Below are 24,426 nucleotides of genomic sequence, written 5' to 3'. Positions count from 1 at the left end.
ACATTGGAACAAACAGTCCCAGCAAAAAAGCCCGACCCCCACTGGCAAGAAAGGTCAGACCCACTCAAAGAAACCCCACGACACCACAACCACTCACAAAAAGCAGACATGATGCCGACGAGGACAAACACACCAAACATTCAGCACACTGTTGAGTTCTCAAAGGACAACCACACGCGTCTCGCCGCGACCCTTTGGGGTCGAGTTCCTCGCGGTGCTTCCCACTGTACCCGACTCGATTCGCGGCCCGTTCCAGGGGGGTCCCTGCCGGTCCGTCCCGATCTCGGGCGGAGGCGATCTGCTCGGTCCCGAGGGACCCGGCCCGACCGCCGTGTTCGACTGTACCCGAAGCCCGAGGGCTCCGGTCGGCTCCCGGCCGGCCGCTGGTTCGGCGTCCGTTCCCCGGGAGCGACGACAACTGTACGCGATGCCCGGTGGTACCCGGCGCACCCGGGGTCAGTTCCGGCGTTCTCCCACGTCAGCGGTGCCCTCGGCCGAGACGTCGTCGGTGGAGCGGGTCTCGGGAGGTGCCGCGCGGCCCGTCGTGGCGAGGGACCGGAGCATGGCGTTGTAGGCCTCGAGGTCGCGATCGCCGTCGCGGTCGGCGCGCCGGTCCTCGCGGCGCGCGGTCCGCTCGTCGGCGCGGGACCACTGCACGAGCAGGGCGATGAGAACGACGAGCATCGGGACCTCGCCGGTGGCCCACGCGAGCCCGCCGCCGGCGGTCTGGTCGGCGAGGCGGTCGATCCACGGCATCTCGAGCTGCTGGTAGAAGCCGGAGCCGATGACCGTCGCGGAGGTCATCACCGCGATCCCGAAGAAGGCGTGCAGCGGGATCGCGACGAAGAGCAGCCCGAGGCGCCCGATGGGCGGCAGCTGCCGCGGGCTCGGGTCGATGCCGACGATCGGCCAGAAGAAGATCAGGCCGACGAGCAGGAAGTGGACGTTCATCGCGATGTGCGCCCAGTGCGACTCGAGCGCCACGTCGAAGAGCCCCGAGAAGTACAGGACGTAGAAGCTGCCGACGAACAGCGCGAGGGCGACGAGCGGGTGGGTCAGCACCCGGGCGACCGGCGAGTGCACCGCCGCCAGCACCCACTCGCGCGGACCGGGCGGGGCGCCGGAGCCCGCCGGCGGCAGGGCGCGCAGCAGCAGCGTCACCGGGCCGCCCAGGACCAGCAGGATCGGCACCAGCATGTTCAGCATCATGTGCTGGCCCATGTGCACGCTGAACATCACCGGGGCGTAGCGCCCGATGCCCGACGACGTGGCGACGAGCAGCACCAGGCACCCCGCCACCCACGACAGGGTGCGGCCCACGGGCCAGGTGTCGCCCCGGCGCCGCAGGCGCCGCACGCCCGCGAGGTAGAGCCCGGCGAGGACGAGCGCCAGGGTGCCGAAGATCAGGTCGAAGCGGGGCTGGGTGATCACGCCGGCCGCGGTGAACGGTTCGTCGACCGCGTAGCCGACGAGCGCCTCCAGACGGGTCGGCTGTGCCTCGGGCACCACCGGGGGCGGCGTGCGGCCGAGGGCCACCGCGACGCCCATCGTCGCGGCCATGAGGAGCACCTCGAGGCCGGCGAAGCGCACGATCGCCCCCGACTCCCCGCGGGCGAGTGCCGGCAGGGTGCGCTCGCGGTGCCACCAGCCGAACGCGCCGAGGGCCACCAGCGCGACCGCCTTGACGACGATCAGGACGCCGTAGGTGCTCGTGAAGAGATCGGTCGGCGTGATCCGCACCAGGGCGTTGATCACTCCCGAGAGCGCCAGCACCACCCAGCAGACGAGCGCGACCGCGGAGAAACGGCGCGCGGCCAGCGCCGGGTGGCGGCCGCCGGCGACGAGGTGGGTGACCAGCGCCACGAGGCCGCCGACCCAGACCGCCGCCGCGAGCACGTGCAGCAGGAGGCTGTTGGTGGCGATGTCGTGGTCGCCGCCGCCGGCCGAGTGCCCGGTGAGCGCGAGCGGGAGGAGGCCGGCGAGGGCCACGCCCACGGCGACCACCGCCGCGCCCCAGCCGAGCACGACACGGGTCAGCCCGAGCGTCACCAGCGCGACCAGGGCGGTCAGCGCCCAGGAGGTGGTGGTCTCGATGCCGGGCACCGCGATCGACAGCACCCGCATGTCGAGCATCCGGGAGACCGGGCGGCCGTAGGCGTCGGCGGCGCTGAGCGGGATCATCAGCAGCGCCGCGACCGACCACGTCCCGGCGGCCCACGACGCGACGCGCACCGCCCGGTAGCCGTCGGCCGACAACCAGCCCGTCGACGCCGGCGGGGTGAAGAAGGCCGCGAGCAGCAGGAACCCGATGGTCGCCGCGGCGGCCGTCTGGCTCAGCGCGCGCACGACGGGCAGCGCGTAGACGGTGACCGGGCCGGGGTCGGGCAGCCCGAGGCGGGCGAAGGTCGCCGCCCCGGACAGCGTGCTCAGCGCCAGCGCCACCACGGCGGCCACGGCGAGCAGCGGGCCGACCTGCGCGGTGAAGAGGCCTCCGGGCGTGCTGGGCCGCACCGTCGGGACGGGTTCCGACTCCTCGGCGGGCGGTGGGGTCGTGGTGGCCACGGCTCCAGGGTAGGTCGCGCTCGTGGGGCGGGCGTCCGGTCGGGCTACGCTGCCCGCCGGGCCCCCGTAGCGCAACGGATAGCGCATCGGCCTTCTAATCCGACGGTTGCAGGTTCGAGTCCTGCCGGGGGCGCGCCGTGCCCGCGCCGGGCTGCTCCTGCGGACCGGGGCGGGACTACCAGGCCCCGGGCTCGATCTCCGCGGTCATCTCGCGCCAGCTCAGGGGCTCCGCGCAGTGCGCGCAGGTCAGGCGCGGCGCGGCCTCGTGACCGCAGCGGCGGTGGACGAGCCGGACGGGCGGGACGTCGTTCTCGTACGCGTCCCCCCAGGCCATCAGCGCGACGAGCACCGGGTAGAGCTCCGCACCCTTCGCCGTGAGCCGGTACTCGTGGCGTGGCGGGGCGTCCTGGTACCGCACCCGGTCCAGCACGCCCTCCGCGGTCAGGACGCGGAGCCGGTCGTTGAGGACGTTGGCGCCCAGCCCGAGTTTCGCGCGGAAGTGCTCGTAGCGCCGCTCCCCCCGGAAGCACTCGCGCAGGATCATCATCGTCCAGCGCTCGCCGATGACCGACCAGGTCCGCGCCACGGAGCACCAGACGTCGCCGAGATCGTCGTGTCGCACGGCGGGATCGTAGGACTCTTTTCGAGTGCCAGCAGCTCAGCTACGGTCCTCGGTATGCCCTTCTACCAGTTCACGGTCCCCAGCGGTGACGCGACGCTGGAGCACAAGCCGGAGATCGCGGCCGCGATGACGAAGGTGCACGCGGAGGTCACCGGCGCGCCGAGCGCCTACGTGCACTGCTCGTTCGTCGAGGTCCCGCCCGGCAGCATCTTCGTGGCCGGCGAGCCCGTCGACGGGCCCCGCATGGTCGGGATCATCCGCTCGGGCCGCTCGCCCGAGGTCCGCGCCCGGCTGCTGCACGAGCTCGCCGACGCCTGGTGCGAGATCACGGGCACGGCGAAGAAGGACGTCGCGGTGTTCCTGCAGGAGGTGCCGGGCGCCAACGTGCTCGAGGACGGCGTCGTCCTGCCCGAGGCGAGCGACGACCCGGGCGCCATCGTCTGACCCGTCCTCCCGGTGTCAGGTCCGCCGGCGTGCCCGGACCACGGCGTCCGTGGCGGCGCCCCGCGCTCCCCGCCGGCGGTCCTCGGCCACGACGATCTCCCAGCGATCGGTGTCGAGGACCTCGAGCGCGTCCGGGACCGAGACCTGCGTCTGTCCCGCCGCGCCCGGCTGACCGACGAGCAGGAGCGTGCCGCCCCGCGCGACGCCGCCCGCGAGGCGCCGGACCATCTCCGGCACCGAGCCGGCCACGTGGACGTAGAAGCAGGTCACGAGGTCGAAGTGCGCGGCCGGCGGGGTCCAGGACCCGAGGTCGCCCTCGACCCACGCGATGCGCGCGGCGACCTCGGCACCCTCCCGGCCCGCCCGGCCGGCCCCGCGGGCGAGCGCGGTGGCGGCGAAGTCCACGGCCGTGACCCGCCACCCCCGCGCGGCGAGCCACAGGGCCTCGGAGCCGTGCCCCGCACCCGCGTCGAGCGCGACACCGGCCGGTAGGTCCGCGACCTCGGCGAGCAGGAGGGCGTTCGGGGGCCGCCGGTCGACGCCGGTCGGGTCGGCGTCCAGCACCCGGGTCCAGCGCCGCTCCCAGGAGTCGCGGTCGAGGTCGTCGCTCACCGGGCCCGCTCGACGAGCGTGTCGAGCCCGTGGGCGCGGTCGCCGAGCAGCCGCCGGCAGACGGCGGCCTCCTGCTCGTGGCTGAAGGTCTGGTCCTGGTCCTCGGTCATGCCCCCACGGTGGGCGCCCCGGCGCGGGACGGCGAGGATTCTTGCCGGAACGGCAAGCGCGTCACCGGCTCGCGAGGAAGTCGAGCACCTCGCGTGTCAGCCGGGCCGGGTCGTCCTCCATGAGGAAGTGCCCGGCGCCGTCGACGACGACCAGCGAGGCGCCGGGGATGTCCGCGGCGAGCCGCTCGGCGCAGGACACGGGCTGCCACCGGTCGGCGCGGCCCCACACGATCCGCACCGGCACGTCGATCTTCTCGAGCCGGTCGGTGAGCTCCTCGGTCCAGCGCGAGTCGTAGTGCCGGACCTGGTGCTCGAAGAAGGAGGTCCGGCCGAGCGCCGTGCGGTGCGGGGCCAGGAACGCGCGCAGCTCGTCGCCGGTCATGACGGCCTCGTCCGCGACGGTCATCGTCAGCTGACGGGTCATCATCGCCTCGAACTCGTCCGCCGACATGCTCGCGTAGCTGTCGAGGCGAGTGCGGATGATCTCCTGCCAGGTCTCCGACGGCCACGAGTCGTAGCTGACGGTGTCGATGAGCATGAGGCGCCGGACGGTGCCGGGGTGCAGGACCGCGACGCGCTGGCCGATCGCGCCGCCGATGTCGTGGGTGATGAGCGTCGGGTGCTCGACGCCGAGCTCGTCGAGCAGCGCGAGCAGCAGGTCGGTCTGGGCGCCGACCGAGGTGTCGCGGTCGAGCGGGCGTTCCGAGTCGCCGTAGCCGAGCAGGTCGTAGGTGATCACGCGGTGGCCCGCCGCCTCGACGTGGGGCACGACGTGACGCCACTCGTGCGACCAGGACGGCGTGCCGTGGACGAAGACGACGGGTTCGCCCTCCCCGCGGTCGCGGTACGCGAGGCGGACGCCGTCGACGAGGACGTTCCGGTCGAGGAAGCTCATGCTAGGTAGACTAGTCTACCTATATGAGCGCACGCAGGACGGCACGGAGCAAGCTGCTGGCGGCGGCGTCGGCGCGCTTCTACGCGCAGGGGGTGGCGTCGACGGGCATCGACGTGATCACCGCCGACGCCGGGGTCGCGAAGATGAGCCTGTACAACAACTTCCGCTCCAAGGCCGAGCTCGTCGCCGCCTACCTCGACGGGCGCCAGCAGGAGTTCCTCGACGTGCACCGCCGCCTGGCCGCCGCGCTGCCGGCCGACGCGGGACCGGGTGCGCGCGCCCTCACCGTCTTCGACGCCTACGTCGAGCACGCCGACGGGGCCGACTTCCGCGGCTGCGGGCTGCTCAACGCCGCCGGCGAGCTGCCCGCGGGCGACGCGGGCCGGGAGGCGGTCGCGGGCCACAAGGCCGAGGTCGAGCGGCTGCTGCGGGAGGCCCTGGCACCGCGCGACGACGCCGACGCGCTCGCCGAGCACCTGTCGCTGCTGCTCGAGGGGGCGATGGTCCGCGGCGGGCTCGAGGGCGACCTGGACCGCGTGCGCCGGGCCCGGGCGATCGCGGCGGGGCTGGTCGGGGAGGACTGACGCGTCCCTGACACGCTGCCGGTGCACCGGATGGCGATGCCGACGGGCGAAGTGGTCACGGCGTCCGCGGCGTAGGTGCGCGCGCTGGACCTGTCGGTGGTGCGGCTCGACCCAGACCTACCGACGGCTCGACGACGAGAGCGGGCTGGTGATCGACTACCCGGGCACCGCGCGCCGCTTCGCGTAGGCCCTCTATCAGCCGTCGCTGATATCCTCGACGCCGTGCACGCGATGGACGTGCTCGGCGACCCGGTGCGCCGGCGGATCCTCGAGCTCCTGGCCGACGGTGAGCTCTCGTCGGGCGCCGTCGTCGAGCACATCCGCGAGGAGTTCGGGATCTCGCAGCCCGGGGTGTCGCAGCACCTGCGCGTCCTGCGCGAGAACGGGCTGGCGTCGGTGCGCGCGGAGGGCACCCGGCGGCTGTACTCGGTCGACGCCGGCGGGCTGCGCGAGGTGGACGGGTGGCTCGCGCCGTTCCGGCGGTTCTGGGAACAGCGTCTCGACGCCCTCGGCACCGAGATCGCGCGGGGTCAGCGCGCCCGGCGAGACGCCGGGCCGTGACGCGTGGGACCCGCGCGACATTGACTCACGAGTAGGTCACACTGGCGGCGGACGCGCCCGGCGGGGTGTGCCAGGGGTCGGGAGGGACCGAGTTGGCGACGATGTCGTTCCGGGACGCGATGTTCCTGCTCGCGGAGTCGCGCGAGCGGCCGACGCACGTCGGGTCGTTGATGCTCTTCGACCGGCCCGAGGGCGCGGGGCCCGACTACCTGGCCGACCTGCACCGCAAGCTCGTCTCCGGCGACGTCGACATCGCGCCGCTGTTCCGCCGGCGCGCGACGCGCGGCGTCTCCACCCTCGGCCAGTGGGCCTGGACGACCGACGACGACGTCGACATCGAGTACCACGTCCGGCTCTCCGCGCTCCCCCGTCCGGGGCGGATCCGCGAGCTGCTCGAGCTCGTCTCGCGACTGCACGGCAGCCTGCTCGACCGGCACCGTCCGCTGTGGGAGTTCCACCTCATCGAGGGCGTGGAGGGCGACCGCTTCGCGGTCTACAGCAAGATCCACCACGCGATGATGGACGGGGTCCGCGCGATGCGGCACCTCGAGAAGGCGCTGAGCACCGACCCCGAGCGTCGCGACATGGCGCCGTTCTGGGCGGTCGACCCGCGCCCCGGGCGCAGCAGCCGGCCCGTCGGCGAGAAGGCGCCCGCACCGACCGGGACGCTGGGCGCCGCGCGCGAGTACGTCGGCGGCGCGCTGCGCACCGCGGGCACGCTCGTCGAGGGCGTCGGGCAGTCGCTGAACGTCGGGCCGGCTCTCGTGTCGTCGGCCTACCGCGGCCTGGTGCAGCACGACCTGGCGCTGCCGTTCGAGGCGCCGCCGACCATGCTCAACGTCCCGATCACCGGTGCCCGGCGCTTCGCCGCGCAGTCGTGGCCGCTCAAGCGCATCCAGCGGGTCCGTGAGCGCACCGGCACCACGGTCAACGACGTCATGCTGGCGATGAGCGCGGGGGCGCTGCGCCGCTACCTCTCCGACCACGACGGGCTGCCCGACAAGCCGCTCGTGGCCGCGCTGCCCGTCGCGCTCGAGGACTCCGGGTCCGGCAACGCGCTCGGCGCGATCCTGGTGAACCTCGCGACGAACGAGCCCGACCCCGCCGCGCGGCTGAAGAGGATCCGCCAGTCCGGCCTCGCGGCCAAGGAGAACCTCCAGGGCCGCGACCCGATGACGATCGCCGCGCTCTCCGCCGTGGTCGCCGCGCCGATCGGCATGGGCCTGGTGCCCGGCACGTCGGCGATCAACCAGGGCTTCAACCTGATCATCTCGAACGTGCCCGGGCCCAAGGACCCGCTGTACTGGGAGGGCGCGAAGCTCGACGGCATCTACCCGATCTCGGTGCCGCTCGACGGGCAGGCCCTCAACATCACCGTCATGTCCTACGCGGACAGCATGGAGATCGGCGTGACCGGCGACCGTCGCGCGGTGCCGCACCTGCAGCACCTGCTCGGGTACCTCGAGGACGCGCTGGTGGAGCTGGAGGCGGTGGCGGACGCCGCCGACTCGGACGCCTAGGGAGCCAGCGCTCTCGTGAGGTCGTGCGCCCGCTCGAACAGCGGCAGGCGCGCGGTGTAGGTGGCGGCGTCGGGACCCGGGTGCCGGGTCTCGCCGAGGGGGATCCGCTCGGCGGCGGCGACCAGCGCGTCGGGCCCCGGCGGCAGCAGCCCGACGCCCTGCATCCCGAGCAGCGCGGCCCCGAACGCCGAGCCCTGGTCGACGGTCGGGAAGCCGACGGGCAGGTCGAGGGCGTCGGTGAGCATCCCGCGCCACAGCGCGCTGCGGGCGAAGCCGCCGGTGGCGCGCACCTCGTGCACGGCCAGGTCGGCCTCGCGCAGGGCGTCGAGCACGAGGCGCAGCTGCAGGCAGACGCCCTCGAGCAGGGCGCGCGTGACGTGCCCGGCGGTGTGGCGGCGGTGCAGCCCGAGCAGGGCGCCCGCGCCGCCGAGGTCCCAGTGCGGGGCCCGCTCGGGCAGGAGATGGGGCAGGGCGAGCAGCCCGTCGGCGCCCGCGGGCACGGCCTGCGCGGCGGCGAGGAGCTCGTCCACCTCGCGTGCGAGCGTCTCGTGCGCCCAGTCGAGGACGAGGCCGCCGTTGGTGATCGCCCCGCCGACGACCCAGCGCTCGTCGGCGAGGCCGTAGCAGAACACGCGGCCCCGGGGGTCGACGGCGGGCCGCTCGACGGTGACGCGCAGGGCCCCGCTGGTGCCGATCGAGCAGGCGGCGACGCCGGGGCGCACGGCGCCGACGCCGAGGTTCGCGAGCGGCCCGTCCCCGCCGCCGGCGACGACGGGAACGCCGGTGGGCAGGCCCCAGCCGGCCTCGCGCAGCCGCCCGACCACGGCGGTGGGGGCGACGGGCGTCCCGAGGGCGTCGGCGGTGATGCCGGCGATCGCGAGGGCCTCGGGGTCCCAGGTGCCGGTGGCGACGTCGAGCATCCCGCTGCCCGAGGCGCACGAGGTGTCGGCGACGCGGGCGCCGGTGGCGCGCGCCAGCACGAACTCCTTGATGCCGCCCCACGTGTGGGCGGCGGCGTGCAGGCTGGGGCGCGCGCGGCGCAGCCAGGCGAGCTTCACCAGCGGGCTCATGGGGTGCACCGGGGTGCCGGTGCGCCGGTGCAGGGCGAGGGCGTCGTCGCGGGCGCACAGGTCGCGGGCGGCGTCGCTCGCGCGGCTGTCCGCCCAGGTCAGGAGCGGGCCGATCGGGTCGCCGCCGGCGTCGAGGGCGAGCAGCCCGTGCATGGCGGAGCTGAACGACAGCGCCGCCACCCGGGCGGGGTCGAGGTCGGCGACGGCGTCGCGCACGGCGTCGCCGACCGCCTCGTACAGCGCCTCGGGGTCCTGGACGGCGGCGCCCGGCTCGGGCTCGTCGAGGTGGTGGGGCGCCTCGCCGTGCCCCTGATCGTCACCGTCCACGGTGAAGGCGACGGCCTTGGTGGCCGTGGTGCCGATGTCGACGCCGACGACGAGGTCGGGCGTCACGGGACCTGACCCGCGAGCAGCGTGTCGGAAGCGGTCCTCACGACCGGCGTGGTTCCCCGCTCGGGGGACTCCTCGAACCTCGTCGGCCCCGTTCTGCGCAGCCCGGACGCCCGACCTAGGCTCGTCCGCGGAGGCGTCAGGGTGCCTGGTGGCCCCCGCGGTCTTCAACACCGTAGTGGTCGAGCATCTCGGCCAGGCGGGTTCGATTCCCGTCCGCCTCCGCCAATCGACACCGCATCACCACCACATCTCCTCGACCCCAGGGGGAAGCGTCACGTGGGTGCCCGTACCTGGCTCGGCGAGTGGCCGATGTTCCGGCAGGCCACCGGTCCCGACCCCCTCGGGCGCGGCGCCGCCGTGCAGTCCCCGCGCACCAAGGCCATCGAGCCGCGCACCCGGGACGCCGACGAGGTCGTCAAGTCCGTCTGCCCGTACTGCGCGGTCGGCTGCGGGCAGAACATCTACGTGCGCGACGGGCGCGTCACCCAGGTCGAGGGCGACCCCGACTCCCCCGTCTCGCGCGGGCGGCTGTGCCCCAAGGGCTCGGCGTCGACGTCGTTGGTCACCTCGCCGACGCGGGTGACGAACGTGCGCTACCGGCGCCCGTACGGCACCGAGTGGGAGGACCTCGACCTCGACACGGCCGTCGACATGATCGCCGACCGGGTGATCGACGCCCGGCGGCGCGGCTGGCAGGACACCGACGACGAGGGCCGGGTGCTGCGCCGCACCCTCGGGTTCTCCAGTCTCGGCGGCGCGACGCTGGACAACGAGGAGAACTACCTCATCAAGAAGCTGTTCATGGCGCTCGGCGCGATCCAGGTGGAGAACCAGGCGCGCATTTGACACAGCGCCACCGTCCCCGGTCTGGGGACCACGTTCGGCCGTGGCGGCGCCTCGAACTTCCAGCAGGACCTGCAGTTCGCCGACTGCATCGTCATCGAGGGCTCCAACATGGCCGAGGCCCACCCGGTGGGCTTCCAGTGGGTCATGGAGGCGAAGGCCCGCGGGGCGACGATCATCCACGTCGACCCCCGCTTCACGCGCACGAGCGCGGTGGCCGACCTGCACGTGCCGCTGCGGGCGGGCGCGGACATCGCGTTCCTCGGCGGGCTCATCCACCACGTGCTCGAGAACGAGCTCGACTTCCGCGAGTACGTCACGACGTTCACCAACGCCGCGTCGCTGGTCGGTGAGGACTTCCTCGACACCGAGGACCTCGCCGGCGTCTTCTCCGGCTACAACCACGAGACCGGGCGCTACGACCCGATCTCCTGGCAGATGGACGGCGCCTACGCGGCGCCGGCGGCGGGGCAGCGCGACCACTGGGAGTCCGAGCTCCGTGAGGAGCGCGCGCGGTTCACGTCGGACACCGCGGGCGGCGCCGGGGACGCGTCGTACGCGCCCGCCGACCCCGAGCGCGACGAGACGCTCCAGCACCCGCGGTGCGTCTACCAGGTGCTCAAGCGGCACTACTCGCGCTACACGCCCGAGGCCGTGGCCGCGGTCTGCGGCATGCGGGTCGACCAGTTCCTGGCGGTCGCCGAGGCGATCACCAGGAACTCCGGCCGCGAGCGGACCACGGCCTGGGTGTACTCGGTGGGCTGGACCCACCACAGCGTCGGCGTCCAGTACATCCGCGCCGCGGCGATCCTCCAGACGCTGCTGGGCAACATGGGGCGTCCCGGCGGCGGCATCCTGGCGCTGCGCGGGCACGCCAGCATCCAGGGCTCGACGGACGTGCCGACGCTCTACGACCTGCTGCCGGGCTACATCCCGATGCCCAACGCGCACCTGCACGAGGATCTGCAGAGCTTCCTCGACGCCGACGCGGCCAAGACGGGGTTCTGGGGACACATGGACGCCTACCTCGTCAGCCTGCTCAAGGCGTGGTGGGGCGACGCGGCCACGGCCGAGAACGACTTCGCGTTCGACTACCTGCCGCGGCTGACCGGCGACCACGGCACGTACGGGATCGTGCGCGACCAGATCGACAAGAAGACCTTCGGCTACTTCGTCGTCGGCGAGAACCCGGCGATCGGGCACGCCAACGGCAAGATGCAGCGCCTCGGGCTGGCGAACCTCGAGTGGCTCGTCGTCCGCGACATGCAGATGATCGAGACGGCGACGTTCTGGCGGGACGGGCCCGAGATCGAGACCGGGGAGCTGCGCACCGAGGACATCGGCACCGAGGTCTTCTACCTCCCGTGCGCCAACCACACGGAGAAGTCGGGCACGTTCACCAACACCCAACGGCTGCTGCAGTGGCGCCGCGAGGCGGTGCACCCGCCGGGCGACGCGCGCTCGGAGCTGCACTTCTACTACCACCTGGGCCGCAAGATCCGGGAGAAGCTCGCGGGCTCGGACGACGAGCGCGACCGCCCGCTGCTCGACCTCACGTGGGACTACCCGACGTTCGGCGTGCACTCCGAGCCGGACCCGGAGTCGGTCCTCGCCGAGATCAACGGCTTCGACGCCGACGGCAACCACCTGTCGAGCTACACGCAGATGAAGGCCGACGGCTCGACCAGCGGCGGCTGCTGGATCTACACCGGGGTCTTCAAGGACGGCGTCAACCAGGCCGACCGCCGCAAGCCGGGGTCCGAACAGGACTGGGTCGCGTCCGAGTGGGGCTGGGCGTGGCCGGCCAACCGCCGCACGCTCTACAACCGCGCGTCGGCCGACGCCGACGGCCGGCCGTGGAGCGAGCGCAAGGCCTACGTGTGGTGGGACGAGGAGGCGGGTTCGTGGACCGGCCACGACATCCCCGACTTCGAGGCCACCAAGCCGCCGTCCTACCGCCCACCGGAGGACGCGACCGCCGAGGACGCGCTGAGCGGCACCGACGCGTTCATCATGCAGGCCGACGGGAAGGCGTGGCTCTACGCGCCGACCGGCCTGGCCGACGGGCCGATGCCCACGCACTACGAGCCGGTCGAGTCGCCGGTGGCGAACATGCTGCACGCGGAGCAGGACAACCCGGCGCGCGAGGACATCGTCCGCGCCTGGAACCGGCTCAACCCGTCGATGTCGGACACCTATCCCTACGTGTTCCTGACCTACCGGCTCACCGAGCACCACACGGCCGGTGGCATGAGCCGGTTCCTGCCCTACCTCGCGGAGCTCCAGCCGGAGTTCTTCTGCGAGGTCTCCCCCGCGCTCGCCGCGGAGCGGGGCCTCGAGCACCTCGGCTGGGCGACGCTGATCTCGGCGCGCACGGCGATCGAGGCGCGGGTGGTGGTGACCGAGCGCATGAAGCCCCTGCGGATCGGGGATAACGTGGTCCACCAGATCGGGCTGCCCTACCACTGGGGGTCCAACGGCCTGTCCCGCGGCGATCCGGCGAACGACCTGCTGGGCGTCGTGATGGACCCCAACGTGCACATCCAGGAGTCGAAGGTCGCGACCTGCGACATCCAGCCCGGTCGGCGTCCCCGAGGCCCGGCGCTGCTGGAGTTCGTCGAGTCGTACCGACGCAAGGCCGGGGTGGAGCCGGGAGGCATCACGTGACGAACGTGTTCGAGGCCTTCTCGGGAGAGACGCCGTCTCTCTCGGGACTGTTGCCGGATCCGACGACGGACGCCGGGTGGTCGAGCGAGCACCCCAAACGCGTCGGCTTCTTCACCGACACCTCGGTCTGCATCGGCTGCAAGGCCTGCGAGGTGGCGTGCAAGGAGTGGAACCTGGTGCCCGACGACGGCACCGACGCCTCCGACCTCTACCGCCTCACCGGGATGTCGTACGACAACACCGGTGACCTGGGCGCCTCGACGTGGCGGCACGTCGCATTCATCGAGGACGTCCGGCCGCACGGGACGGCCACGACGGGGCACATGCCGAGCGGGCTGCCCGCGGTGTCGGGCGGCGCCCCCACGCGGGACGCCGCGCCTCCCCCGGGCGGCGGCACCGTCGACCTGCTGGCGCTGCTGCCCGACGGCGGCGCACACGGCCAGCAGACCCCGGACGACGAGCGCGACGTCCGCTGGCTGATGGCCTCGGACGTCTGCAAGCACTGCACGCACGCCGGGTGCCTCGACAACTGCCCGACCGGCGCGCTGTTCCGCACCGAGTTCGGCACGGTCGTCGTGCAGGACGACATCTGCAACGGCTGCGGCTACTGCGTGCCGTCGTGTCCCTACGGCGTCATCGACGTGCGCGGGTCCGACGGCGGCGCCCACAAGTGCACGCTGTGCTACGACCGCCTCGGCGAGGGCCTCGAGCCGGCGTGCGCCAAGGCGTGCCCCACGAACTCCATCCAGTTCGGCGACCTCGACGAGCTGCAGGCCGCGGCCGACGCCCGGCTCGCCGAGCTGCACAGGCGCGGCGTCGAGGAGGCGCGGCTCTACGGGCGCGACCCCGACGACGGCGTCGGCGGCGACGGGGCGTTCTTCCTGCTGCTCGACGAGCCGGAGGTCTACGGGCTGCCGCCGGACCCGATCGTCACCACCCGCGACCTGCCCGAGATGTGGCGCAACGCCGCGCTGACCGCGGTGGGCCTCGGCGCCGCCGTGGTGGCGGCGTTCTGGAAGGGGGGTCGGCGATGACGCACGACACCAACACCGAGATGCCCGAGCGCTCGCGGATCGACCATGACCAGGTCAAGCCCCGGAACGGGCGGAAGGGCTCGAAGGGCGAGCAGCTGCAGGTCCCCGAGGCCGAGTTCCGCTCGTACTACGGGCGCCCGATCATCAAGGCGCCGGTCTGGAAGAACCCGGACGTCCCGCTGTACCTGTTCCTCGGTGGGCTGGCCGGGTCGTCGTCGGTGCTCGCGGCGATGGCCCGCGCCACCGACCGCCCGACGCTGCGCCGGGCCGGGCGGCTCGCCGCGGCCGGCGGCGCCGTGGGCGGCACCGTCTTCCTCGTCCACGACCTGCACCGGCCGGCGCGGTTCCTGCACATGCTGCGGGTGCTCAAGCCGACCTCGCCGCTCTCGGTCGGCACCTGGATCCTCTCGCCGTTCGCGACGTTCGCGGCGGCCACCGCCGCGACGGAGGTGACCGGCTGGTGGCGGGGCGAGCGCAGCGACGGGGGCTGGATCGCGCGCACCGGGGACGTCACCGGCGTCGCCGCGGCCGTGGTCGGCCCGGCGCTCGCGACCTACACGGCGGTGCTGTTCTCCAACACCGCGGTGCCGGTCTGGCACGAGGCCCACCGCCACATGCCGATCCTCTTCGGCGCGAGCGCCGCCGCCGCCGGCGGCGGGGCCGGGCTGGTGTTCGCCTCGGTGCGCGACAACGAGCCGGCCGCCCGGCTCGCGGTCGCGGGCGCGGCGGTCGAGCTCGCCATCGACGAGAAGATGCAGCGCGACCTCGGCATGCTCTCCGACGTCTACGAGAAGGGCCGCGCCCAGGTCCTCATGCGGGCGTCGAAGGCGTGCCTCGCCGCCGGCGCGCTGGGCGCGCTCGTCGGACGGCGTCGCCGCTGGTCGGCGGCCCTGTCGGGGCTGGCGCTGATGGCCGGCTCGGCGCTGACCCGCTTCGGGGTGTTCGACGCGGGCATCGCGTCGGCCAACGACCCCGCCCACATCGTCGTGCCGCAGCGCGAGCGGCTGCGGCAGCGCCAGGAGACGACGAACACCCCGAGCGGCGAGACGACCCCCTCGGACCGCGCCTTCGCCTGACGCCCTGCGACCCCGACCGCGTGATGGCAGCATCACGCGGCGTGACGGACACGTCGGTGGGGTCGACGCGGACCGGGCCGCCGCCGTGGGCGGTGGTGCTGGGGTTCGCCGTGCTCGTGCTGGGCGGGCTGCTGTGGGCGAAGTGGGCGCCGTACTGGGTGAAGGTGCCGTCGGTGGCGGGCTCGCACTCGCTCGGCCCGTCGATCCTCGCCGGCGGGGAGTCCGGGGTGTCGCTGACCGCCGGGCTCCGGTTCGCCGGCACCTACTTCCTCGCCATCTGGCCGGCGCTGGTGGTCGGTCTCGTGCTGGCCGCGGCGGTGCAGGTGGCGCTGCCGCGGACGTGGGTCGCCCGCCTGTTCGGCTCGGGCCTGCGCGGGGGCGTCCGGGGCAGCGCGCTGGCCCTGCCGTCCCTGATGTGCTCGTGCTGCGCGGCCCCGCTCGCGGTCGGGCTGCGCCGGCGCGCCGCGGACCTCACCGCGACGCTGGCCTACTGGCTCGGCAACCCCGCGCTCAACCCCGTCGTCCTCGTCTTCTGTGCGTTCGTGCTGCCCTGGCCGTGGACGGTGCTGCGCGCGCTGGCCGGCGTCGCGGTCGTCGTGGCGGCGGTGGCGCTGGGCCGGCGGTGGGCGGCGCGGACGCCGGAGGTGGACTCCTCGGACGTGGTGCCCGACGAGCCGGTGGACGAGCGGCCGCTGCTCGTGCGGTTCCTCGCCGCGCTCGGCGGGCTGACGATCCGGCTGCTGCCCGAGTACCTGCTGCTCGTCGTCGCCCTCGGCGCGTTCCGGGGGGTGCTGTTCCCGGTCGGGGCGTCCTGGCTCTCGGGCACCGGGATCGCGCTCGCCATCGGCGGCGTCGTCCTGCTCGCCGTCGCCGGCACCCTGCTGCCGATCCCGACCGGCGCCGAGGTGGCCGTGGTCGCCGCCCTGCTGGCGGTCGGGGTGCCCGGTCCGCTCGCGGCGGCGCTGCTGATCACGCTGCCCGCGCTGAGCCTGCCGTCGCTGCTCATGGTGCGGAACGCGTTCCCGCGGCGGCTGCTCGTGGCGGTGACCGCCGTGGTGGTCGGCGTCGGGCTGCTGACGTCGGTGGGGGCGCTGGCCGTCGGGCTGTGAGCGCACAATGAGCCCGTGAACGACGATCACCGCCGGCGGGTGCCGCGCACGGACACGGTGCTCGCCGACGCGCGCCTCGAGCCGGCGCTGGCGACGCTGGGGCGCGCGCGCGTCAAGGAGATCGTCGTGGCCGCGCAGGAGCGGGCGCGGGCCGGGGAGATCGCGCCGGAGGCGGTGGCCGACGAGGCCGTCGCCGCGCTCCCCCCGACCGCGGCCAGCATGCGGCCGGTCGTCAACGCCACCGGGGTGCTGCTGCACACCAACCTCGGGCGGGCGCCGCTGTCCGCGGCCGCGCAGGACGCGCTCGTGTCCGCCGCGGGGACGACCGACGTCGAGCTGGACCTGGCCACCGGCGGGCGGGGTCGCCGCGGCGCCGGAGCGCTGTCCGCGCTGGCGGCCGCGGTGCCCGACGCGGGCGGGGTGCACGTCACCAACAACGGAGCGGCGGCGCTGATCCTCGCGGCGACGGCGCTCGCCGCGGGGCGGGAGATCGTCATCGCGCGCGGCGAGATGGTCGAGATCGGCGACGGGTTCCGGCTGCCCGACCTGCTCGAGTCGACCGGCGCGCGGCTGCGCGAGGTCGGCACGACCAACCGCGTGCACCGCGCCGACTACGCGGACGCCGTCGGCCCGGACACGGGGATGATCCTCAAGGTCCACCCGTCGAACTTCGTGGTCACGGGGTTCACGTCCTCCGTGCCGGCGGGGTCGTTGGCGGGCCTCGGCGTGCCGGTGGTGAGCGACATCGGGTCCGGGCTGCTCGCGCCGCACCCGCTGCTGCCCGACGAGCCCGACGCGGCGACCGAGCTGCGCGCCGGGGCGGACCTGGTGACGGCATCGGGCGACAAGCTGCTCGGGGGCCCGCAGGCCGGGCTGCTGCTCGGCGACGCCGACCTCGTGCACCGGCTGCGCCGCCACTCCCTGGCGCGGGCGCTGCGCGTCGACAAGCTGACGCTGGCCGCACTGGAGGCGACGCTGCGCGGGCCGGAGCCGCCGGTGCGGGCGATGCTGTCGATGGCGATCGATCGGCTCCGGTCCCGGGCGGCGTCCGTCGCCGAGCGCATCGGCGCGCCGGCGGAGGCGATCGAGTGCGTCGCGCAGGTCGGCGGGGGCGGCGCGCCCGGGGTGGAGCTGCCGAGCGCGGGGGTGGCACTGCCTGTCGACCTCGCGTCTCGCCTGCGGGGCGGCGCCGACCCCGTCGTCGCGCGCGTCGAGCAGGGCCGCTGCGTGCTCGACCTGCGCTCGGTGCCGCCGGAGGCCGACGAGCGGGTGGTGGCGGCGGTGCGGGCGGTGCTGGCGTGAGGGTGGTCGCCACCGCCGGGCACGTCGACCACGGCAAGTCGACGCTGGTGCGCGCGCTGACGGGGATGGAGCCCGACCGCTGGGCCGAGGAGCGCCGGCGCGGCATGACGATCGACCTCGGCTTCGCGTGGACGACGCTGCCCGGGTTGCCGGAGCCCGTGGCGTTCGTCGACGTCCCCGGCCATGAACGCTTCGTGACGCAGATGCTCGCCGGCGTGGGCCCGGTGCCGGCGACGATGTTCGTCGTCGCCGCCGACTCGGGGTGGATGCCGCAGTCGACCGAGCACCTCGACGCCCTCGACGCGCTCGGGGTGCGCGACGGGCTGCTCGTCGTCACCCGCAGCGACCTCGCCGACCCCGAGCTCGCGCGGGACGAGGCGCTGGAGCACCTGGGCGAGTCGTCGCTGGGGCGGCTGCCGGCGGTGTGCGTGTCGGGGGCGACGGGCTCCGGGTTGCCGGAGCTGCGCTCGGCGCTGTCCGCGCTCGTCGCGGGCCTGCCGGCGCCGGACCTCGACGCGGACGTGCGGCTCTGGGTCGACCGCGCGTTCACCGTGCGCGGTGCGGGCACCGTGGTCACCGGGACGCTGGGGGCGGGCACGATCCGGGTGGGCGACGAGCTGGCGCTGGGCGCGCGCACGGTCACCGTGCGGGGTCTGCAGGCGCTGGGCGAGAGCGTCGACCCGGTGTGCGCGGTGGCCCGGGTGGCGCTGAACCTGCGGGGGGTCGGGCTCGACGAGATCGGGCGCGGCGACGCGCTGACGACGCCCGGGAAGTGGCTGCGCGGGGACGTCATCGACGTGCGGGTGGGGCCGCCGCGGGGCTCGGACGTGGCCGCGGACCTCCCGCAGCAGGTCATGCTGCACGTGGGGTCGGCGGCGGTGGCGGCGCGCGTGCGCCCGCTGCCGTCCGAGCCGGGCGCCACGCGGCTCGTGCGGCTGACCCTGCACGAGCCGCTGCCGCTGCGTCCCGGCGACCACGCGCTGCTGCGCGACCCCGGCGCGCACCGCGTGCTGGGCGGGGTGACGGTGCTCGACGTGCGCCCGCCGTCGCTGCGCCGGCGCGGGGCGGCCCGGGTCCGCGCCGGCGAGCTGGCGACCACCGAGGGCGTGCCGGACGCGCACGGGGAGCTGGCGCGCCGGCGGCTGATGCGCCGCGACGACCTGGTGGCGCTCGGGGCCTCGGTGCCCGACGACGTGCCCTCGGCGGCGGGGTGGTTGGTGGACCCCGCGTGGCTGTCGTCGCTGGCCCCGCGGTTGGTCGAGGCCGTGGCGCGGCACACCGAGGAGCAGCCGCTCGACGCCGGCCTGCCCGCGAAGGCCGCCGCGCAGGCCCTCGACCTGCCCGACCCCCGGCTGCTCGACCTCGTGCTCGCCGAGCCCGGGGCGTCGTCGGTGGTGGCCGCCGGGGGCCGGGTGCGGGCCCGCGACGCGGGGGGCCTGCCCGACGGCGTGCGCAAGGCGGTGGCGGCGGTGCGCGCGGACCTCGAGGACGCGCCGTTCGCGGCCCCCGAGGCGCACCGGCTCGCCGAGCTGGGCCTGCGCACCCGCGAGCTCGGCGCGGCGGTCAAGGCGGGGGCGCTGCTCAAGGTCGGCGACGGGATCTACCTCGCGCCGGACGCGGCGGACGTCGCCGTGGGCCGGCTGGCCGACCTGCCCTCGCCGTTCACGCTGTCCGAGGCGCGCCAGGCGCTGGGCACCACGCGCCGCGTCGCCGTCCCGCTGCTCGAGTACCTCGCGCGCCAGGGCCGCACCCGCCGCGACGACGAGGGCCGGCACGCGCTCCGGTAGCCGGTTGCTGAGGCACGGGGTGTCTCAGCGTGGCGGCCACGCTGGCGTTGGACGTCAGGAAAGCCGCCACGATCACCGGGCTCGCGGCGGCTTCCTCGCCGGCCCGGTCCGCGCCAGGATCGTGGCGTGGACCTCCGTCGCGACATCACGCTCGGCGCGCGGCTGGCCGTCGTGCGCGCCGGCGGCCTGGCGATGGCGCTTGCCGGCGACCCGGTGCTGCGCCTGCTCTACCGGCCCTGGATCGACGACCCCACCGGCATCCAGCGCCGGCTCCGCGAGGCCGCGCAGCCGTACGCGAGCCGCACCGGCGTCCTCGTCGTCGCCACCCACGCGCTGTGCCGCGACCTGGTCCGCGACCGCCGCTTCATGGTCCGGCCACGCAGCGGCGGCTCGCTCGGCGGCGCCGTCGAGGGCCGGCGCGACCCGCTGCTCGAGCCCGTCGACCTGTCGTTCCTCGGGATGGACCCGCCCGAGCACACGCGGCTGCGGCGCCTCGTCGGCGGCTGGTTCACCCCGGCGCGCGTCAACGCCTACGAGCCGCTGGTCACCGGGCTGATCGAGCGGCTGGTCGACGACGCGTCGCGGCGCGGGCAGTTCGACCTGGTCGCCGACGTCGCCACGCCGCTGCCCGTCGCGGTGATCGCCGAGCTGCTGGGCGTGCCGGACGGGGACGCGGGGTCGTTCGCGCGGTGGGGTCGCGCCGTCGGGGCCGGGCTCGGCGGCGTGCGGTCGCTGCGCGCGCTGCACCGGCTCGACGCCGCGATCGTCGAGCTGCGCGGGCTGCTGGGCGACCTGCTCGAGAAACGGCGCCACGACCCCGCCGACGACCTGATCAGCCACCTCGCCGCGCAGGACGCCGACGTCGAGGAGACGATCAGCCTCGCGGCGCTGCTGCTGCTCGCGGGGTTCGAGACGACGAGCACCCTGCTGTCGAACGCCGTCGCGGCGATGACCGACGCCCGTGAGCCCTGGGCGCAGCTCGTCGCCGAGCCCGGGCGCAGCGCCGACGCCGTCGAGGAGAGCCTGCGCTTCGACGCGCCGATCCAGTTCACCGCGCGGACGCCCCACGAGACCGTGCGCCTCGGCGAGCGCGACGTCGCGCCGGACACCGTCGTCATGGCCATGCTGGGCGCGGCCGGCCGGGACCCCGCGGTGCACACCGACCCCGACGTGTTCGACCTCGACCGCCCGACGCGCGGCGAGCACCTCGCGTTCTCGGGCGGCATCCACTACTGCGTGGGCGCGCCGCTGGCCCGGCTCGAGGCGCGGGTCGCGCTGGCGGTGCTCGCCGAGCGGATGCCGACGCTGCACCGGGAGGCGGGGGCGGTGCGCCGGCGCTCGCTGCTGCTGCGCAGCTACCAGCGCCTGCCCGTCGCCGTGTGAGCCGAGTGATCGTGGGGGCTTTCCGCACGTTGAACGCCAGCGTGGCCGCCACGCTGACCCACCCCGTGCGTCAGCCGGCTAGGGCGTCGGGGGGTCGGAGAGGTCGGCGCGCAGGGTCGCGAGGGTGCGGGTGAGCAGGCGCGAGACGTGCATCTGCGACACGCCCACGCGTTCCGCGATCTGGGTCTGCGTCATGCCGCCGAAGAAGCGCAGCATGACGATCGTGCGCTCGCGCTCGGGGAGCTTGCGCAGCGCGGGCTGGACGGTCTCGCGGTGCTCGACCTGCTCGAGCTCGGCGTCGGCGGAGCCCAGGACGTCGGCGAGGCGCCCGCTCGACGGGTCGTCGACGAGCATGTCGTCGAGCGAGCTGGACCGGTACGCGTTGGCGGCCTCGAGGGCCTCCAGCACCTCCTCGCGGCTGCGCTGGAGGTGCTCGGCGAGCTCGCCGGCGGTGGGCGCGCGGTTCAGCTCCTGCGAGAGGTGGGGCATCGCCGAGCCGATGGCCAGGCGCAGGTCCTTGAGCCGGCGCGGCACGCGCGTCGACCACGCCTTGTCGCGGAAGTAGCGCCGGACCTCGCCGGTGATGGTCGGCACCGCGTACGAGAGGAAGTCCGAGCCGCGCTCCGGGGAGAACCGGTCGACGGCGTGGATGAGGCCGACGGTCGCGACCTGCTCGAGGTCCTCCTGCGGTTCGCCGCGCTGGGAGAAGCGGCGCGCGATGTGCCGGGCCAGGGGCAGGTAGCCCTCGACGAGGCGGTCGCGCAGGACCTCGCGGCGCGGGTCGTCGGCCGCCAGCCCCGCGTGCTCGGTGAGCATCGGGACGAGGTGGTCGTACGAGTCCTCGTTGCGGGACCCTTTCGAGCCCCGCGTCGACTCCTGCGCCGTGTCCGACGTGGTCTGCGGTGGCGTGTCCTGCGAGTCCTCGGCGGCGTCCGACAGCGCGCGCGCCGGCTCCGTCACGGGTTGAGCCGTTGCTTGCGCAGGTGGATGCCGAGCCAGTCCGGGTCGGCGTCGAGCACCTGCGCGTCGTCGGTGAGCGTGGTCAGGACCCGCCACCCGAAGGTGTCCTGGCGCAGGGCGGCCTCGCCCGTCACCGGCACCCGGCAGATGACGTCGATGCGGCCCTCGGCCATGGCGAACCCGCAGCGCAGCTGACCGCCCTCGCGGGCGAGCGGCACCAGGGCCGAGCAGGCCTCGTCGACCGCCATCCGCAGGTCGGACACGGCGTCGAGGTCGAAGTCGGCACGCGCGGCGAGATCGGCCGCCACGGCGCGCACCGACGGGATCAGCGCGGGGTCGGCGTGCACCCGGACCTCGACGGGCGTCGGGGTCTCGGCGAGGCCGCCCGAGCCGTCACCCGGATCGGTGGCGGTGGACGAGCGATCACGCTGCTGCGGTTCCGGCGTCTGCACGGCTGCTGATCTCCGTTTCGCGGCAGGTGAGGAGGACGGTGGCGGTGCCACCGTATCGGCGCAGGCCACGCGGACGGCAGGGCCCCGCGTCGGTCATCCGGCCAGTGCGGCCTCGACCGACGGGTAGAGCGCGAACAGGTCGGTCAGGCCGGTGGCCTGCAGCGGCCGGCTCACCGGCCGCGAGTTCGCCACGAGGCGCAGCGCCACGTCGCGGTTGCGGCTCTCGTCGAGGGCCTCGACGAGCAGCGCGAGGCCGCTCGACCCGAGGAACTCGACCGAGAGCATGTCGAGCACGAGCACCGTGGGCTTGCCCTGGAGCTCTTCGTTCACCTTCGCGCGCAGCGCCGGCGTCGTCAGCATGTCGATCTCGCCGGCCAGCCGGATCACCGACGCGCCGTTCGACCGCTGCACATCGACGCCGAGCGGGTCCTCAGCGGTGAGGTCGTCATCGGTGGCCACGGCGTCTGGTCCCCCTCCGGTCATGTCGGGTGCGCCCGGTGCGTCCGAGCACTCCTCGTCGATCCCCCGGCAACGTACTTGCCGTGCCGATGAGCCTACTCGTCACCCCCCGTGGGCACCCGTTCACGGCACGGGCGACGCATCACACCCGCCGACCGCGGCCGGGCACCCACGATCGAGCGGCGCACTGGGCCGATCAGGGGTGTTTGCGGTCTCGGGAGGCCGGGGATACCGCCGTCGTCACTCCGATTTCCGGGGAAAGCAATCCCCCCCCCGGCCGGATGCACCGACTGGGAGGACCGCCATGGCCGACATCCGACTCCTGCCCGGCCCCATCATCGACGAGTGGGACTGGCAGCTCCACGGATCGTGCCGCGGGATGGACTCGAGCTTCTTCTTCCACCCGGACGGCGAGCGCGGCCCCCGCCGCGAGCACCGCGCGGCCGAGGCCAAGAAGGTGTGCGCCGCCTGCCCCGTCATCGAGCCGTGCCGCCGCCACGCCCTGGCGACCCGCGAGCCCTACGGCGTCTGGGGCGGCCTCACCGAGGACGAGCGCCGCGTCGCGCTGCGCACCACCGGCCGCGAGACCGGCACCGTCGTCTACGAGGCCCGCTGACACCTCACAGGTATTGGCCGCCGCCGTCCCCGCTCGGCGCGGGACGGCCCCTCCCCTGACGCATCTGCTCGAGCTGCCCCCGGGCGGCCATCTGCTGCGCGAGCACGGCGCTCTGGATGCCGTGGAAGAGCCCCTCGAGCCACCCCAGCAGCTGGGCCTGGGCGATCCGCAGCTCGGCCTGCGACGGCGTCGCCTCCGACGAGAACGGCAGCGTGATGCGCCGCAGCTCGTCGCGCAGTTCCGGCGCGAGCCCCTGCTCCAGCTCCCGGATCGAGCGCTCGTGGATGTCCGCGAGCCGTGAGCGCCCGGCCTCGTCCAGCGGCGCCGCCCGGACCTCCTCGACGAGCTTGCCGATCATCCCGGCCACCCGCATGACCGCGCCCGGTGAGGCCACCAGGTCGCCGGTCCCCGCGCCCTCCCCGGCACCCGACGCCGCCGCCGCGGCCAGTGCGGACGAGGGCCGTTCGTCCTGATCGCTCATGCGCCCATCATGGCGTCCCGGCGACCGCCCGGCTCGTCCGGCGACGCGCGTGCGGTCGGGTGCATGGCCCCTGGGGGGCGGGGGTACCAGGGGCCCGAGGTGAGTCGTGGACACAAGGATCGAGCTGCCCCTCGAGAACACGGGGGACGGCGGGACCGGCGCGGGACCGCAGGATCGGGGGACCGGCCCCCCGGTGGTGGTCGGGCTCTCCGGGCCCCTGTCCGAGACCACCGCGCATCCCCTCGTCGACCGCCTCGGCGCTCTCCTGCACCGGTACGGGGCGGTGGTCGCCGACGTCTCCCGGATCGAGCTGACGCACTCCGGCGCCGTCCACGCGTTCACCGAGGCCGCCGCGCGCGCCGGTGAGTGGCCCGACGTGCGCCTGGCCGTCGCCGCGCCCGACATGACGACGGCGGCGCTGCTCGTGAGCTCCCGCGTCGCCGAGCGCGTCCCCGTGCACCCCGACGTGGCCACCGCCCTCGCCCATCTCGACGACCGGCCGGACCTGGTCCGCGGGTGGTGGCACTTCGGTGTCGACCCGCGGGCCCCCGGCGACGCCCGCCAGCACGTCCGGCGCGTCTGCCACAGCTGGGCGGTGGACGAGGACGCACGCGAGGCCGCCGAGATCGTCGTCACCGAGCTCGTCACCAACGCCGTCGAGCACGCGGCGAGCGCATCGGTGGTCGAGGTCGAGCGCACCGCGCACGCGCTGCGGCTCACCGTGCGCGACTTCGACTCCGCGCCGCTGCCCGAGGTCCGCCTGCCCGAGCCGACGTCGCCGCGCGGGCGGGGCCTGGCGATGGTGGCCGCCGTCGCCACGACGTGGGGCGTCGAGGCCCACCGCGACGGCAAGACCGTCTGGGCGGAGATGGCGACGGTCTGAC

General features: G+C 74.6%; 22 protein-coding genes and 2 tRNA genes. 15 read left to right on the top strand and 9 right to left on the bottom strand.

The window, feature by feature from the left end:
* Positions 1 to 456: 456 nt before the first annotated feature.
* Positions 457 to 2,562, bottom strand: coding sequence for a bifunctional copper resistance protein CopD/cytochrome c oxidase assembly protein (locus ACFPK1_RS28000; protein WP_378024230.1), 2,106 nt, complete (start codon positions 2,560 to 2,562; stop codon positions 457 to 459).
* 60 nt (positions 2,563 to 2,622) lie between these two features.
* On the opposite strand from ACFPK1_RS28000, the gene ACFPK1_RS27995 reads away from it, so the two are divergent.
* A tRNA-Arg gene (locus ACFPK1_RS27995) sits at positions 2,623 to 2,695 on the top strand.
* A gap of 42 nt (positions 2,696 to 2,737) precedes the next feature.
* Here ACFPK1_RS27995 and ACFPK1_RS27990 read toward each other — a convergent pair.
* The gene (locus ACFPK1_RS27990) at positions 2,738 to 3,184 is read right to left on the bottom strand and encodes a winged helix-turn-helix transcriptional regulator (RefSeq protein ID WP_378024229.1); all 447 of its coding nucleotides are present in this window, start codon (positions 3,182 to 3,184) and stop codon (positions 2,738 to 2,740) included.
* Positions 3,185 to 3,238: 54 nt separating this feature from the next.
* Between ACFPK1_RS27990 and ACFPK1_RS27985 the strand changes: the two genes are divergently transcribed.
* Entirely contained in the window at positions 3,239 to 3,628 is a 390-nt protein-coding gene (locus ACFPK1_RS27985) for a tautomerase family protein (RefSeq protein WP_378024228.1), read from the top strand.
* Positions 3,629 to 3,643: 15 nt separating this feature from the next.
* Here ACFPK1_RS27985 and ACFPK1_RS27980 read toward each other — a convergent pair whose 3' ends face one another.
* Positions 3,644 to 4,240: a class I SAM-dependent methyltransferase gene (locus ACFPK1_RS27980; RefSeq protein WP_378024227.1), complete on the bottom strand. Its 597-nt coding sequence runs from the start codon at positions 4,238 to 4,240 to the stop codon at positions 3,644 to 3,646.
* A 171-nt stretch (positions 4,241 to 4,411) separates the two neighbouring features.
* Positions 4,412 to 5,245, bottom strand: coding sequence for an alpha/beta fold hydrolase (locus ACFPK1_RS27975; RefSeq protein WP_378024226.1), 834 nt, complete (start codon positions 5,243 to 5,245; stop codon positions 4,412 to 4,414).
* Positions 5,246 to 5,268: 23 nt separating this feature from the next.
* On the opposite strand from ACFPK1_RS27975, the gene ACFPK1_RS27970 reads away from it, so the two are divergent.
* The 3 genes from ACFPK1_RS27970 (at position 5,269) to ACFPK1_RS27960 (ending at position 7,910) form a co-directional block, all read left to right on the top strand.
* Positions 5,269 to 5,829, top strand: a complete 561-nt coding sequence (locus ACFPK1_RS27970) for a TetR/AcrR family transcriptional regulator (RefSeq protein ID WP_378024225.1) — start codon at positions 5,269 to 5,271, stop codon at positions 5,827 to 5,829.
* Positions 5,830 to 6,051: 222 nt separating this feature from the next.
* The gene (locus tag ACFPK1_RS27965; RefSeq protein ID WP_378024224.1) at positions 6,052 to 6,390 is read left to right on the top strand and encodes an ArsR/SmtB family transcription factor; all 339 of its coding nucleotides are present in this window, start codon (positions 6,052 to 6,054) and stop codon (positions 6,388 to 6,390) included.
* 92 nt (positions 6,391 to 6,482) lie between these two features.
* Positions 6,483 to 7,910, top strand: a complete 1,428-nt coding sequence (locus ACFPK1_RS27960; RefSeq protein WP_378024223.1) for a WS/DGAT/MGAT family O-acyltransferase — start codon at positions 6,483 to 6,485, stop codon at positions 7,908 to 7,910.
* Here ACFPK1_RS27960 and ACFPK1_RS27955 read toward each other — a convergent pair.
* Entirely contained in the window at positions 7,907 to 9,373 is a 1,467-nt protein-coding gene (locus ACFPK1_RS27955) for a gluconokinase (RefSeq protein ID WP_378024222.1), read from the bottom strand. The genes ACFPK1_RS27960 and ACFPK1_RS27955 overlap by 4 nt on opposite strands.
* 129 nt (positions 9,374 to 9,502) lie before the next feature.
* Between ACFPK1_RS27955 and ACFPK1_RS27950 the strand changes: the two genes are divergently transcribed.
* The 8 genes from ACFPK1_RS27950 (at position 9,503) to ACFPK1_RS27915 (ending at position 20,574) form a co-directional block, all read left to right on the top strand.
* Positions 9,503 to 9,598, top strand: a tRNA-Sec gene (locus tag ACFPK1_RS27950).
* A 51-nt stretch (positions 9,599 to 9,649) separates the two neighbouring features.
* Positions 9,650 to 12,883: a formate dehydrogenase gene (gene fdh / locus ACFPK1_RS27945; RefSeq protein ID WP_465252232.1), complete on the top strand. Its 3,234-nt coding sequence runs from the start codon at positions 9,650 to 9,652 to the stop codon at positions 12,881 to 12,883.
* Positions 12,880 to 13,917 (top strand): 4Fe-4S dicluster domain-containing protein, encoded by a 1,038-nt coding sequence (locus ACFPK1_RS27940; protein ID WP_378024221.1) that lies wholly within the window; start codon positions 12,880 to 12,882, stop codon positions 13,915 to 13,917. Before fdh ends, ACFPK1_RS27940 begins: the two co-directional genes overlap by 4 nt.
* Positions 13,914 to 14,993: an NrfD/PsrC family molybdoenzyme membrane anchor subunit gene (gene nrfD / locus ACFPK1_RS27935; RefSeq protein ID WP_378024220.1), complete on the top strand. Its 1,080-nt coding sequence runs from the start codon at positions 13,914 to 13,916 to the stop codon at positions 14,991 to 14,993. The genes ACFPK1_RS27940 and nrfD overlap by 4 nt, the downstream gene beginning before the upstream one ends.
* 41 nt (positions 14,994 to 15,034) lie before the next feature.
* On the top strand, positions 15,035 to 16,102 hold the full coding sequence (locus tag ACFPK1_RS27930) for a permease (protein WP_378024219.1): 1,068 nt from the start codon (positions 15,035 to 15,037) through the stop codon (positions 16,100 to 16,102).
* A gap of 15 nt (positions 16,103 to 16,117) precedes the next feature.
* Complete coding sequence (selA, locus tag ACFPK1_RS27925) at positions 16,118 to 17,404, top strand: L-seryl-tRNA(Sec) selenium transferase (protein ID WP_378024218.1); 1,287 nt, start codon at positions 16,118 to 16,120, stop codon at positions 17,402 to 17,404.
* Positions 17,401 to 19,191 carry a selenocysteine-specific translation elongation factor gene (selB, locus tag ACFPK1_RS27920; RefSeq protein WP_378024217.1) on the top strand — a complete coding sequence of 597 codons (1,791 nt, stop codon included), beginning with the start codon at positions 17,401 to 17,403 and terminating at the stop codon, positions 19,189 to 19,191. The genes selA and selB overlap by 4 nt, the downstream gene beginning before the upstream one ends.
* Before the next feature lie 126 nt (positions 19,192 to 19,317).
* Positions 19,318 to 20,574 carry a cytochrome P450 gene (locus ACFPK1_RS27915; protein WP_378024216.1) on the top strand — a complete coding sequence of 419 codons (1,257 nt, stop codon included), beginning with the start codon at positions 19,318 to 19,320 and terminating at the stop codon, positions 20,572 to 20,574.
* Positions 20,575 to 20,652: 78 nt separating this feature from the next.
* Here the strand turns inward: ACFPK1_RS27915 and ACFPK1_RS27910 are convergent, their stop codons facing one another.
* From ACFPK1_RS27910 to ACFPK1_RS27900, 3 genes are all read right to left on the bottom strand, one after another.
* Positions 20,653 to 21,390, bottom strand: a complete 738-nt coding sequence (locus tag ACFPK1_RS27910) for an RNA polymerase sigma factor SigF (RefSeq protein ID WP_378024234.1) — start codon at positions 21,388 to 21,390, stop codon at positions 20,653 to 20,655.
* 140 nt (positions 21,391 to 21,530) lie between these two features.
* Positions 21,531 to 21,986, bottom strand: a complete 456-nt coding sequence (locus ACFPK1_RS27905) for an ATP-binding protein (protein WP_378024215.1) — start codon at positions 21,984 to 21,986, stop codon at positions 21,531 to 21,533.
* A 93-nt stretch (positions 21,987 to 22,079) separates the two neighbouring features.
* On the bottom strand, positions 22,080 to 22,445 hold the full coding sequence (locus ACFPK1_RS27900; RefSeq protein ID WP_274192486.1) for an anti-sigma factor antagonist: 366 nt from the start codon (positions 22,443 to 22,445) through the stop codon (positions 22,080 to 22,082).
* A 304-nt stretch (positions 22,446 to 22,749) separates the two neighbouring features.
* Between ACFPK1_RS27900 and ACFPK1_RS27895 the strand changes: the two genes are divergently transcribed.
* Entirely contained in the window at positions 22,750 to 23,061 is a 312-nt protein-coding gene (locus ACFPK1_RS27895) for a WhiB family transcriptional regulator (protein WP_378024214.1), read from the top strand.
* 4 nt (positions 23,062 to 23,065) lie between these two features.
* On the opposite strand, the gene ACFPK1_RS27890 is transcribed toward ACFPK1_RS27895, so the two are convergent.
* Positions 23,066 to 23,542 (bottom strand): bacterial proteasome activator family protein, encoded by a 477-nt coding sequence (locus ACFPK1_RS27890; protein ID WP_378024213.1) that lies wholly within the window; start codon positions 23,540 to 23,542, stop codon positions 23,066 to 23,068.
* A 106-nt stretch (positions 23,543 to 23,648) separates the two neighbouring features.
* On the opposite strand from ACFPK1_RS27890, the gene ACFPK1_RS27885 reads away from it, so the two are divergent.
* Positions 23,649 to 24,425, top strand: coding sequence for an ATP-binding protein (locus ACFPK1_RS27885; RefSeq protein WP_378024212.1), 777 nt, complete (start codon positions 23,649 to 23,651; stop codon positions 24,423 to 24,425).
* Position 24,426: the final 1 nt, after the last annotated feature.

Origin of the sequence: Actinomycetospora rhizophila (genome assembly GCF_042657905.1) — a bacterium.
GTDB lineage: Bacteria > Actinomycetota > Actinomycetes > Mycobacteriales > Pseudonocardiaceae > Actinomycetospora > Actinomycetospora rhizophila.
This window is presented reverse-complemented; position numbering and strand designations above follow the sequence as displayed.